The 13645-nt window shown below is 35.3% G+C and carries 6 protein-coding genes; 2 read left to right on the forward strand and 4 right to left on the reverse strand.

All coding sequences use genetic code 11. The features are described 5' to 3' along the window. Window positions 1-50 precede the first annotated feature (50 nt). Entirely contained in the window at window positions 51-2453 is a 2403-nt protein-coding gene (locus B3L86_RS13080; protein ID WP_291120086.1) for a prolyl oligopeptidase family serine peptidase, read from the reverse strand. A gap of 18 nt (window positions 2454-2471) precedes the next feature. Then, window positions 2472-3113 carry a hypothetical protein gene (locus tag B3L86_RS13085; protein ID WP_291120092.1) on the reverse strand — a complete coding sequence of 214 codons (642 nt, stop codon included), beginning with the start codon at window positions 3111-3113 and terminating at the stop codon, window positions 2472-2474. Window positions 3114-3306: 193 nt separating this feature from the next. On the opposite strand from B3L86_RS13085, the gene B3L86_RS13090 reads away from it, so the two are divergent. After that, a complete protein-coding gene (locus B3L86_RS13090) occupies window positions 3307-4317 on the forward strand; it encodes a 3-oxoacyl-ACP synthase III family protein (RefSeq protein WP_291120098.1) in 1011 nt (336 codons plus the stop codon). A gap of 61 nt (window positions 4318-4378) precedes the next feature. Here B3L86_RS13090 and B3L86_RS13095 read toward each other — a convergent pair whose 3' ends face one another. Together B3L86_RS13095 and B3L86_RS13100 are read right to left on the reverse strand one after the other, a co-directional pair. Further along, window positions 4379-6751: an outer membrane beta-barrel protein gene (locus B3L86_RS13095; protein WP_291120101.1), complete on the reverse strand. Its 2373-nt coding sequence runs from the start codon at window positions 6749-6751 to the stop codon at window positions 4379-4381. 233 nt (window positions 6752-6984) lie between these two features. Next, on the reverse strand, window positions 6985-11574 hold the full coding sequence (locus B3L86_RS13100) for a T9SS type B sorting domain-containing protein (protein WP_291120104.1): 4590 nt from the start codon (window positions 11572-11574) through the stop codon (window positions 6985-6987). Window positions 11575-11859: 285 nt separating this feature from the next. Between B3L86_RS13100 and argS the strand changes: the two genes are divergently transcribed. Then, window positions 11860-13638 (forward strand): arginine--tRNA ligase, encoded by a 1779-nt coding sequence (gene argS / locus B3L86_RS13105; RefSeq protein ID WP_291120107.1) that lies wholly within the window; start codon window positions 11860-11862, stop codon window positions 13636-13638. The last annotated feature ends 7 nt before the right edge of the window (window positions 13639-13645 follow it).

Here is a 13645-nt window from a genome sequence, read left to right on the forward strand (position 1 = left end):
TTTCTATTTTTCTATTCTTGTAAATCCCATCTTCCATCTTCCATCTCCAACTACTTCAAATACTTCTCCAAAAACTGATCCTGTTCCCAAAGCAAATGCAGAATGTTATCCTTCGCAGCATAACCATGCGATTCTTTAGGTAAAATAACCATACGAACCGGAGCTCCAAGGTTTTTCAACGCCTGAAAGTAACGTTCCGTTTGTAAAGTAAACGTCCCCGGATTGTTATCCGCTTCGCCGTGTGTTAAAAGCATCGGTGTTTTCATCTTATGAGCATTCATAAATGGCGACATACCGTTATAAATCTGAGGCACATCCCAGTAATTACGTTGCTCACTTTGAAATCCAAAAGGAGTTAACGTTCGATTGTAAGCTCCACTTCTGGCAATACCACAAGCAAACAAATTCGAATGCGTTAACAAGTTAGCCGTCATAAACGCACCATACGAATGGCCGCCAACACCCACTTTATTTCTGTTGATGTACCCTAATTTATCCACCGCATCAATAGCAGCTTCTGCATTGGCAACCAATTGTTCAATAAATGTATCGTTAGGTTCTGTATCACCTTCACCCACAATCGGGAACGCAGCATCATCCAAAACCGCATAACCTCTTGTTACCCAAAACACAAACGAACCATAGTTTGGAAACGTAAACGTATTTGGATTGGCACTTGATTGACCTGCCGTGCTCTTATCTTTAAATTCTCTTGGGTAAGCCCAAATCAACAGCGGCAGCTTCTCTTTCTTCGTTTTATCATAACCTGCAGGCAAATAAAGTGTTCCTGATAATTCCACACCATCTTTACGTTTGTAGTTAATCACTTCCTTGTGCACATTCTTCAAACTTTCAAACGGATTTTTAAAGTTGGTGATTTGCGTTAATTTGTTTTTAGACTTAATGTTGCGGATATAATAATTCGGATATTCGTTTTTAGACTGAAGCATCACCAAAACATCACCGGTTTTTGCATTCATAATGGAATACAAATCTTCTTTTTTATCTTTCAAAGTAGATTGATACAAACGTTTGGTTTGAAGTGTTTTAAAGTTCATTTCATCAATAAACGGAAACTGACCTTCTTTAGTAAAACCATCGCCAATCAAGTGAGCAATATCATTTTCAATAGCAATAACATTTCTGCCAAAATCATTTCTTTTCGTTTCAAAATCTCCCGGATCAGAATAGATATCCTGATAATTTCTATCCGATAATACCTTAGGAGCTTGACTCGGATTGGAAGGATTAATCAAATAAGCCTTGCTGTTTCTTGTGTCATACCATTGGTCAGAAACAATTGCTCTGGTGGCATCTCCCCATTGAATTCCGGCATAACGTTGTTGTGTTTTTACCAAAGAAGTAGGGGCAGCGGTAAACGGTGCATCCCATAAAAACACCTCGTCTCTAAAATCAACCTTTACATTTTGATCACCTTCATCCAAAGCTTCTACATAAACAAGCGTTGCCGGTTTATCGGCTCTCCAGCTCATGCTTCTTTTTCCTTTTCGGGTGGAAGAGAACCCTTTTGGCATTACTTCAACAAGTGGCACATCGTTCACTTCACGGATTAATTTACCATTGGAATCATAGACCGAAGATTTTTGTGGAAACCTACTCAACGGAACGATATAAGAAAAAGGTTTTTCAAGCGTAGTAATCATAACATAAGTGCCATCAGGCGAAAAACTCTCACCGGCATACATGGCGGCACCTTTAAACAATTCTGCTTTTCCGGATAATGAATATTTGTAAAGTTCTGAAGTAACCAAAGTCTCGAAGTTCTTTTCATCCATCGGATTCTTTAACAAATCCTGATACGTTCTGTTTTGAGAAACCGAACCATCACCAACAGAAACTATTGGTCCGGCTGGAAGGTTTTTCTTTTCGTCTAATAAAGCCGGTCTGTTTTTTGGCAACACCCGAACCAACAAATGCTCACTGTCTTTAAACCAACTATACGGACTTCCCATGTTAGCGTTTAAGTTGGCTTCAGTAATTTTTGTGGCTTTTGCTGTAGTTAAGTCAATAACCCAAAGTTCAACTCCGGTAGCTGTAGTATGAGAGAATGCCATTTTTTTCTCGTCAGGCGACATGGCGTAATTACTAATTTTCGGGTTGTCAGGCAAGCCTGTTACTTGAGTTTCCACTTTGTCTGAGACCTTGCGAATCTTTACATTATTGATATACGTAACCGTACTTGAAATGTTCGTAATCGGATTAATTCGAAGTCCGCCCAATCGCATTTCTTCTTGACTTAATTCGTCAAGTGTTTTGTAAGTGTTGCGATAACTTAAAATCATCAACTGCTTTTTACTGTCCATGTTCACAGAAGGAGCACGTTCGTAATCAGCTAAATCGAGAATTTCTTTTGGGGGTTTTTGATAGGAAATGTTTTCTTGAGCAGAAACCATAATTCCTACCAATAGAAATAAAAAAAGGTTAGTTTTCATATAGTTAGTTAATAAGTTTTATTCTTGAATAACAATCAGAGAGGCTTTTATACCGGTGGCTAAATTCCAAACATTACCCATAATTTGATTTCCGTTTTCGTCAATGATTTTAAATTCCGCAGTATTAGGACCGGAAGTACCTTGGTTCAAAGCCATGAATTCAATTTTATTAAATCCGGGGACCAAATCAACATATATTTCTTTGAAAGAAGCCGTAAGGTAAATATCGTTAGCAATAATATTATCGTTTTGGTAAATTCTAACTCGGTCTCCATCAACATATTCATGATCACGGCAAAGGATACGAAGTTTTTTGTGTTTGGTTTTAAAATCACCAAAATATTGACTCTTTTTATAAGCTTCACTTGATTCCGAATCTTTTTCTAACCATTTGGGTTTGTATGTATGATCGGGTTTGACAAAATTATCTTGTTGGGTCATGTCCGGTTTCTTCTCTGGAATTAAAGGTTCAGGAGTAGGGTCTTCCCCAATTTTATATTTAGGAGAAAATTTAATGCCACCATCAAAAGAAGTATTGTTTTTGGGAGCAATTGGCGTGTCTATAGGGCCAATTTTTATGGGACGCAACGTGTTATCCGGCTGAGCAAATGCAAAATGAGTCAGTAGGATAAAAATAAAAACGGTTAGGAATTGACGCATTGGATTTTATTTTTTCAAAAATAAGCATAAACCGTGCTACATTTTCTTAAAAGAACGCTAATTCCTAAAAATCTTAAAAATGAGCACGTTTTTTTTAGGTCAAAATATCAATTTCTAAATTTATCATAAGTTATAGCAGTATATTTTATAAGATTGTTAAATTTGTTATTCAAAAATTAGAAAAACCCACATTATGTATCATTCAAAAATTTCCGGTTTAGGTTTCTATGTTCCTGAAAACATTGTTACAAATGATGATTTGTCAAAACGAATTGAAACCAATGACGAATGGATTCAAGAGCGAACCGGTATTAAAGAACGCAGGCATGTTGTAAAAGGCGATGGAAATACAACTACTACCATGGGAGTAAAAGCCGCTAAAATTGCTATTGAGCGTTCGGGTGTTGCCAAAGAAGATATTGATTTTGTCATTTTCGCCACTTTGAGTCCTGATTATTATTTTCCTGGGCCGGGTGTTTTGGTTCAACGTGACTTAGGTTTACGAACGGTTGGAGCTTTAGATATCAGAAACCAATGTTCCGGTTTTGTATATGCACTTTCCATTGCAGACCAATATATTAAAACCGGAATGTATAAAAATATTTTGATTGTTGGGTCTGAGTTGCATTCCTATGGATTAGACATGACCACCAGAGGTAGGGGAGTATCCGTAATTTTTGGTGATGGAGCAGGAGCAGCGGTGATTTCAAGAGAAGAAGATTTAACCAAAGGAATACTGTCTACACATTTGCATTCAGAAGGACAACATGCCGAAGAACTTGCGGTTATAGCTCCCGGAATGGGTAAACGTTGGGTGACTGATATCATTAAAGATAACGACCCAAACGACGAAAGTTTCTTCCCTTATATGAATGGACAATATGTTTTTAAACATGCCGTAGTTCGATTCAGTGAGGTAATCAACGAAGGATTACAAGCCAATAATTTGAATGTTTCCGATATTACTATGTTGATTCCGCATCAAGCAAATTTGAGAATTTCTCAATTCATCCAACAAAAGTTCAGATTATCAGACGATCAGGTGTATAACAACATTCAAAAATACGGAAATACAACAGCCGCTTCCATTCCGATTGCTTTAACCGAAGCTTGGGAAAAAGGAAAAATTAAATCAGGAGATTTAGTGGTTTTAGCCGCCTTTGGTAGTGGATTTACCTGGGGAAGTGTCATTATAAGATGGTAAATACTAATCACTAATTACTAAAAAAAAAGGTTGTCCATTTCAGACAACCTTTTTTTTGTTATTAAAACAATCCACCTCCTTGGGTTTCGTTTTTATCTCTTTGTTTGCGTTGCATCGCTCTATTTTTTCCGGTTCCGAAACGGTAGTTAAAATTCACGTTCAACATTCGGCTTTCCCAACGGAACTGTCCGTCAACTTGGTCAGGATTTTCACCATAGAAACGAGCTCTCATTTTATTGAAAAGGTCATTATATCGCACACTAATTGAACCTTGATTGTTTAAGATATTGTATCGTACACCTAAATCAGTACGCCACATGTCTCTGCTATTAAACTGTAAATCATCAACGGCACTGCGATACATACTAAACCAAGTGATTCTAAAATCTTTGGTCACATTAAAATCATGATTCATTCGGGCATTGAACGGCACAGATAAAACAGATTTTTCTACTAAATCTCTATCTATATTTTCTACAAAACCGGTTACGTTTCTGAAATAAGCGTCAACTCCAAAGTTAGTACTCCACCATTTTTTAAATTTTAAATTTCCTGACGTTTCTATTCCATATTGTGTAGTGTTGCTGAAATTGGCAAAAGTCATTAACTTTTTGTTTTCGTCATACGGACTTTGGATGAAAACTTGAGTGATAGGATCATTTACAAGTCGGAAAAACACACCCGAAGTTATGGAACCAATTTTGGTAGATCGCGTATAATTTAACTCAACGGAATTGGTAAATTGAGGTGTTAAATTCGGATTACCTTCCTGGTCAATAGTTGGACTACTCCATTCTCGGATTGGGTTCACTTGGTTTAAATTGGGGCGGTCAACCCTTCTCGAAAAACTCAAATTAAAATTGTCTTTTTCAGTATAAGCATAAGTAACAAATGCAGAAGGATACATTGTAAAGATGTAATCTTTAAATTGCCCGTCTTGTTCATCAACTCTTCTGAAATTGGCTTCCACGTCAAAACTTTCTAAACGAACTCCGGCTTGATAGCCCCATTTTCCGGATTGCTTACCTAAGTTAACATAGGCACTTTGAATGGAACGCTTGTAATCAAAATCAGAAAAGTAAGTTAAGTCTCGATCAAACTGGTTGTCTGTTCCGTCAAATCGACTTTCTAAGCCTAATTCTAATTTTGTGGTTTCAGTTATTGGATTTACAAAGTCTATATTGATGATTACATTTTTGCCCAGAGTTTCGATTTGGTTGGTTTGTAATAAATTATTGTTTCCGTCAAAAAACCGACTGTCTTCATCTCTATCATTTTTATTAAAATTTATTTCCGCTTCAAATGTTTTTTGAGGTTTTTCAAATTCGTGTTTATAACCTAAATTATAGACTTGATTTCTATTGGTGTTTTTAGAATCAAATAATTGTGTAATGGCTGGATTTACTCCTGAAAAAAAGTTTACTGTGTTATTGAAAATCCCATCATTTGAATTGAAAATTTGATTGGTAAAAAAAGAAATCGTATTTTTTTCATTCAAATAATAATCTACACCAGCTTTTACAAAGTGGTTCTTATTAAAATTGTCAATATAAAAATCAGAACGATTGCTTCTGTCTTCATTGGTTAAATCAATTGTGTTTAAAAAGCCTTGGTTTATTCTTCTTCCATGGTTCATGGAATAGGTGGTATAAAAATTAAATTTATTCACCCGGTAATTTAAGTCTAAAGAAGTATTTGCTTTAGGAACTATGCCAAAATTAGCACCGGCATTTACGCTACCGTTGAAACCTAAATTGGAATTTTTCTTTAAAATGATATTGATAATTCCACTCATTCCTTCCGGATTAAATTTAGCCGAAGGATTGGTAATCAATTCAATTTGCTTAATAGAGGTTGATGGAATTTGTTGTAAAGCTTGAGATGCCGACATTTGTGAAGGTTTGCCATCAATAAATATTTGCACATTGTCATTTCCTCGTAACGAAACTGAATTGTTTTGTGAATCCACACTAACCGAAGGAATGTTGTTCAAAACATCGGAAGCTGTTGGACCTGCATTTACCAAATCCGGACCAACATTAACAACCTTTCGATCTATTTTTTGTACAAAAGTGGTGCGTTCAGCGGCGACTTCTACTTCAGCCAGCTTAGTAGCTTCTTCTTCTAAATAGATGGTTTTAAGGTTTGTCGTTTTGTTGTCAATGGTAATTTTTGTGGTATAGGATTTAAAACCAATAAATTGAATTTCAAAGTCATAGGTACCATTGGCAATTTTAGTAATGCTAAATTCACCTTTGTCATCTGTAATGCCTCCGGTTATAATTTGATCGTTTGATTTAACGATAATTGAAGCATAAGGAATTGGAGAATTTGTAGTCTTGTCTACAACTTTACCGGTAATTGCACCAATGTTTTCATTAGACGCAAATAAGTTTACGCTCCAAAGTAAGAGCAATGTGATTTTTAGTTTCATGTTTGTTCGTTTTTTTCCGTCAAAAACGGAGATTGATTGATTGATGATGCAAATATAAAATAAATTGCAATACTGTGTATAACAAAGTACCTTATTTAATAAAATTTAACATTTTATTTGATTTTACAATGTTTTTACAAATAGTAGACTTCAAGAATTAGATTTTGTTACAAAAAAAAGTAATAAAAAAAGCCTCCACGTGGGAGGCCATGTCAAAAAATAAAACAACTAAACTATCTTTTCAGAGAAAAGTGTGCCTTAAATTCTTTTGTACGATTATCTTCTTCATAAGTAACCGTAAACCAATAATCTGAAGATGGTAGGGGCTGATTGTTAAACGTGCCATCCCATCCTGGTCCATTAGGGTATATTTGTTTCACTAATTTACCGTATCGATCATAAATATAGATTACGGCATTAGTTTGATTTGCTAAATCTTTGATATTCCAAGTGTCATTATATCCATCTCCGTTAGGGGTGAAAAATTTTGGATAGTTTACAACCAAAACCTCCTCTGTAGAGCTTCCACAACCATTTTTGTCTCTTACAGTAACGGTATGAATACCTGAAGATACATTGTCAAAAGTCGGACTGTCTTGAAACGGACTGTTGTTTAATTGGTATTCATAATTTCCTCCAACACCAACGGCATTAATTGTAATTGAGTTGGTGTTGCTAAATGCCATACTCACTGTAAAAGTTATTGCTGCCGGTTCCGATTGAAAAACTTCAATCATTGTTGGTTCTGAGGAACAGCCGGTTGTTATGTTAGTTGCTACTACAAAATACATTCCAGGAGCTGAAACAGTTAACGTGTTTCCAAATTCACCATTGATTCTAGTTTCATTAAGGTACCATTCAAAATTATGGGTGTTGCTCGAAAGGTTGGCAGCTATAGTAAAGGTACTTAATACAGCTCCAGTTCCGCTTTCCACACAAACATAACCATCTACTGGGGTTGGTTCCGGTAATTTATGAACAATGATTGTCAAAGGTTTAATATCATAACAATTAGGTGCTAAAGTATTGCTAACTCGTATAAATAAATTTTGTAATGTAGTACTTGTAAGTGCGTTAGTGTTACCTGTTGCATCAACTAAACTTGCATGATAGCTTACCACAAATTCAGCACCATTTTGTGAGCCTAAAGCAAGAGCATTAAGCGTAGTTAAATCAAACGAGGTGGTGCCGTCATTTACCCCATCTTCGTCACAAATACGTCTGTTTCCAACGGGTATGTTGTTAACGAAAGGTTGCGGTACTAACGTAATGGTAAACACATGTTCATCAAAACAGTCTGGAGTATAATTGCTATTGGCAAAAACATATAAAGTTTGAGATGTGGTTATAACCGTTCCGGCCATTACTTGACCACCTGTTGCATTCGGACCTCTGTAATACCTTCCAATTGTTAAGGCAGGTAAAGTATAACTGGAGCAAGAAACAACATCTGCCGGTTCGTCAACATTAAATATATTTAATTGAAAACTTTTTTGATCAAAACAATTTGGTATTGTTCCTGTTTCGGCATAAACATAAATCAATTGACTTGTTGTTAATTCGGTTCCTGCTGAAAGCATTGTGCCACCTCCATTTGTTTCGGTATAATAATTTCCAACAGTTAATGCAGGCAAAATATACGAATTACAAACTGAAACTGTTGCAACTGGAGCCACAACCGGAGTTGTATTTACAGTGATGGTAAAAGAGTTTTCATCCACACAAGAAAAGGAAGGACGAATTTGATTCTTTTTGTGAATATATAAGGTTTGTGAGGTAGTGATCACAGTTCCCGGTGTTACGACAGTTCCAAAACCATCTGAGCCGTTTGGAGCGGTATAGTATAAATTATTTTCGGAAAGATTTGGTAAAACATAGCTATCACACACTATGATGTCATCAGATGAATCTGCTTGGATATCAAATACATTAACTTGAAAACTAGTTTCTGAAAAACATCCGTTACCGGTAGCATAAATATAAATTAATTGCGATTCAGTTATTACATGACCACCATTTAGTTGTTGTCCTGTTCCGTTTGGACCAGTAAAGTAATTTCCTAAAGTTAAATTAGTTAATACGTAAGAATTACAGCCATCAATATCACCTCGTGCATCAATTTCAGGTTTTTGATTTGGACTAATTTCAAAGCTTACGCCGTGCTCACAACCATCTCCATTATTCAAATAAATAAATAAAGTTTGTGGACTGGTAATTTCATGACCAGGAGATAAAAGAGTCCCAGTGCCATTAGGTCCAGTAAAATAGTTCCCAACCGGAATGGAGGGTAAAATATAAGCTTCACAGGCTGTAGTCACTGCTGGCACTTCAATTACAGGTAGAGTGATGGTAATTGTAAAATTAAGAGTATCGGTGCAATTAGTTTGTGATTGGCTTTCAGCATAGACATAGATAGTTTGGGTAGAATTAATTACTGTTCCGGCCGCATATGCTGTACCTGTTCCGTTTGGTCCTGAAAAATAGCCGCCTATTGGCAATACAGGTAGCGTATAACTCACACATTCTGTGGTAGAAATTGGGGCATCTAAACCAATGAACACTGTGAAACTTTTTTCTGAAGTACAAGTGTTATTGTGTGCATAAACAAAAATAGTTTGTGTTGCTGTAATGGCAGTTCCTGCAGGAATACTATTTCCTGCCCCATGTGGAGCATCAAAATAATTTCCAACTGAAAGAGTTGGTAAAACATAGGTACTACAATCAAATACATTTTCAAAAGTACCAATCTCCGGATTGGGAACTATCGCAATAGAATAACCTAAATTGATTTCGCAAAAAGGAGCAGCCGTTGATATGAAATAAAAATAGACGTTTTGTGTCTCAGTAATTGCAGTTCCAGGAACAAGTATACTACCGTTACCATTAGGCTGGGTGAAATAATTCCCAAAAGTTAGTGAAGGTAATAAATAGCTTCCACAATAACTTCCGCTTGAAATGGTTAAACTTTCAGGTTTTACAATTGTAACTAAAAAACTACTTTGATTTGGGCAAATTGGCTGCACAGTTGAAATTCTATAGATGTAAATTCTTTTGGTTTCAGTGATTACATTTCCTGCAAATAATGCCTGACCAGTTCCGTTAGGACCGGTAAAATAATTCCCGTTGGTAAGTGTTGGTAATACATAACTATCACATACAATTACATCTTCTAAAATATCAACTATTGGAAGGGCATCCACAACAATATTGACTGTAGTTGTATCGAAACAGCTTGGGTCTGAAATATTTTGAATTCTAATGTATAATGTCCTGCTCAATGAACCATATATAGGAAACGACACAGGATTTGTTCCACTATTTGCCGCTGCTTGTGTTAAATGATAAGTGATCAAATTGTATTCAGCTGATTGACCATTTAAAACCATCGGGTTAATTAGGGCTAAATTGAAATTAGCACGAGTTGGATTATTTATTCTGCCACAAGCATGAAAATCTGTAGGTTGATGTGCAATTGGTGGAGGAGTTACCTGTAATTCAAAGGTTTTAACAATAAAACAAGAGGAATCGTTTTTTTGAATTCTAACATATATCGTTTGACTTCCTATTGAGTTATATACTGCAGGAAGTGGATTGCTGTTTGAAGTAGCATCTTCTGCTGAAGTATGATAAGATACCAGAGTTCCTGTTGGTAAACCTGAAGTGATAATAGGCGTGTTTGAGGCTAAGTTAAATGTATACGAACTTTGTCCGGAATGACATCGGTAAATATTTTTAGGATTTGGAGTTACAAATTGTGTTTGATAGTGCACAATAATTTCGTCAGTAATTGTCTGACATGGAAAAGCGTTATTTGAGTACGTTACAACATACGTCCCGGCTTGATTGATAACCAAAGAAGCTCCTGTTTGACCGTTTAAGATAGTTCCGTTACGTTTCCATGTAAAGGTATAATCTGCGGGATTTAATCCAGTAGTTAAAGTATGAGTAGCACCAAAACATAAACTGGAATTTGTTACATTCGTCAAATCTGGACCCAATACGTTTTGACCAATATTAAAGGCATTGGCAGATAAGAAAATAGCGGAATCAGATTGTGGATCAGCTCTGTCAGCGATAACCAGTTTAATTCTATAAGGAACTCCAGCAGTCAATACAGCTGCAGCATTCATTACTTTAGTCTGTCCGTTGAAATTGATTGGAGCAGAAGCGGCATTGGAACCACCATTAAAAGATCCAAAAAATTGAGAGTTAACTGAGGGACAAGATGAGTTGTAAAGAAAATCTCTTATGGTTACAACTGAAATAGGAGTAGTAGTTGAGGGAACTACAGCTAAATTAGTAGTTACTCCGGTAGCTAAATTGGTTAGTAAAAAGGCAAAAGCATCTGAAAATTGACATTGAAAGTTGCCGTATTCTTCAGAAGCAAATAAAAAGTCAAAATCAAAATGAGGAGATAAAGCCACAAAGTCAAATTCTAAAACAGTTGCGTTAACTGAATTCATTGCAATTCCAGCCTGAGCTAGTACATTTTGTAAATCGGTATCACCAGGCCAATCATTCGTACCATCATTTAACATAGTAGTGTTTGGGCCTTGTGCATTTAATACATTTCCAGTAGAGAGAATAACACCACTTTGTAAGGGGAAATTCGGATTTGTATTTTCAAAATAACCAATACCATTAACCGAACCAAAGTTTGTTCCTGTACTCCAATTAATGTTACTTACTTGCAAACAAGGGGAGTTAACTAAAACATTAATTACTAATTCCGGAATAGTATGATTGTTAGTTGAAACAGAAATACTTTGTGAAAAACCAGTAATTGAACCAAGTATAAGTATGATTAGAAATTTAGTTTTCATTTATAATGATTTTGCAGTGATTAAGATCACTTTTTTTTATTGTTTTGACGATACAAATAAAAGAAATAAAATCGATTAAATGCAAAAAAAGTCGATGAAATACACACAAATGAATTATAGTAAATCTAAATCTTACAAAAAATATGTAATTCATCGATTTTTTTTTACTAGTTTACTAGGTTGTTTTAGAATAATTTCAAATTAAACTAAATTTTAAAGTTCTTTTTCTATTCAATTGTGGGTTTTGAGTTAATCCTTATCTTTGATGACTTAAAAAAAACCATTATGAATGTTTCTGAAATTTTAATTGATCCAATCAAAAAAGCAATTAGTGAGTTGTTTGACACAACTGTTGATAAAGTTGAATTTCAAGCCACACGCAAAGATTTTGAAGGTGATATTACAGTTGTTATTTTTCCTTTTTTAAAAGTGATAAAAGGAAATCCAATGGAGATTGGAAAAGCAATCGGAACATACTTAGTCAACAACGTGCCTATTGTTGAAAAATTCAATGTGGTTTCGGGTTTTTTGAATATTGTAATTGCAGATGCTTACTATTTGCACTTTCTCAACGAGATTAGAACGGAACCGAGTTTTGGATTTAAAAGTACTACAGCGGATGATAAAGCAGTGATGGTGGAATATTCGTCACCAAATACCAACAAGCCACTTCATTTGGGTCACATTAGAAATAATTTATTGGGATTTTCGGTTGCAGAAATTTTAAAAGCTTCCGGTAAAAAAGTATATAAAACCCAAATCATTAATGATAGAGGAATTCATATCTGTAAGTCTATGTTAGCTTGGAAACAATCAAACAAAAATGAGACTCCGGAGTCATCAGGTTTAAAAGGAGATAAGCTAGTTGGAAATTATTATGTGGCTTTCGATAAAAAATACAAATCTGAAATAAACGAGTTAATTGCACAAGGTCAAACCGAAGAAGAAGCTAAGAAAAAGGCTCCTTCAATTTTAGAAGCCCAACAAATGCTCCTTGATTGGGAAGCAGGTAAACCAGAAGTGATGGAACTCTGGAAAACCATGAACCAATGGGTGTATGACGGTTTTGAAACCACATACAAAAACTTAGGTGTTGATTTTGATAGTTATTATTATGAAAGCAACACTTATCTTCTTGGTAAAGAAGTGGTGCAATTTGGTTTGGAAAAAGGTATTTTCGAAAAAGATCCTGATGGTTCAGTTTGGATAGATTTAACCGAAGACGGTTTGGACAGAAAAATCGTTCTTCGTTCAGACGGGACAGCTGTTTACATGACTCAAGATATAGGAACAGCCATTCAACGAGTTAAAGATTTTCCGGATGTTGGAGGGATGGTTTATACCGTTGGAAATGAACAAGATTATCACTTTAAAGTATTATTTTTAATTCTAAAAAAGTTAGGATTTGATTGGGCAGCCAATCTATACCATCTGTCTTACGGAATGGTTGAATTGCCTTCAGGCAAAATGAAATCAAGAGAAGGAACTGTTGTAGATGCCGATGATTTAATGGCTGAAATGACAGAAACTGCCGCAAAAATTTCACAAGAGTTAGGTAAATTAGACGGTTATTCAGACGATGAAAAGCAACGTTTGTATAAAATTATTGGATTAGGAGCATTAAAATATTTTATGCTGAAAGTGGACCCAAAGAAAAACATGATGTTTAATCCGGAAGAATCTGTTGATTTTACCGGAAATACCGGACCTTTTATTCAATATACCTACGCTAGAATTCAGTCAATTCTTAGAAAAGCAAATTTTGATTATTCAGATTTAATTCTAAAAATTACTTTGCATCCAAAAGAAAAAGAACTAATCAAATTGTTAGAAACGTATCCTATTACTATTCAAAATGCGGCTCAACAGCATAGTCCTGCTTTAATCGCAAACTATACGTATGAATTGGTAAAAGAATACAATTCCTTTTATCAATCTGTTCCAATCTTACCGGAAGAAGACCTCACTTTGAAAGCATTCAGAGTGCAACTTTCTCAAAAAGTAGCCGAAACAATAAAATCTGCTTTTAGCTTATTGGGAATTGAAGTTCCGGAAAGGATGTAATCTCTCA

The sequence above is a fragment of the Flavobacterium sp. UBA6135 genome (assembly GCF_002428305.1).
Classification (GTDB): Bacteria; Bacteroidota; Bacteroidia; order Flavobacteriales; family Flavobacteriaceae; genus Flavobacterium.

What these genes read in the sequence shown, in the direction of transcription:
- B3L86_RS13080 (WP_291120086.1), bottom strand. Translation starts at nt 2,453, where the DNA reads ATGAAAACTAACCTTTTTTTATTTCTATTGGTAGGAATTATGGTTTCT.
- B3L86_RS13090 (WP_291120098.1), top strand. Translation starts at nt 3,307, where the DNA reads ATGTATCATTCAAAAATTTCCGGTTTAGGTTTCTATGTTCCTGAAAAC.
- B3L86_RS13100 (WP_291120104.1), bottom strand. Translation starts at nt 11,574, where the DNA reads ATGAAAACTAAATTTCTAATCATACTTATACTTGGTTCAATTACTGGT.
- argS (WP_291120107.1), top strand. Translation starts at nt 11,860, where the DNA reads ATGAATGTTTCTGAAATTTTAATTGATCCAATCAAAAAAGCAATTAGT.
- B3L86_RS13085 (WP_291120092.1), bottom strand. Translation starts at nt 3,113, where the DNA reads ATGCGTCAATTCCTAACCGTTTTTATTTTTATCCTACTGACTCATTTT.
- B3L86_RS13095 (WP_291120101.1), bottom strand. Translation starts at nt 6,751, where the DNA reads ATGAAACTAAAAATCACATTGCTCTTACTTTGGAGCGTAAACTTATTT.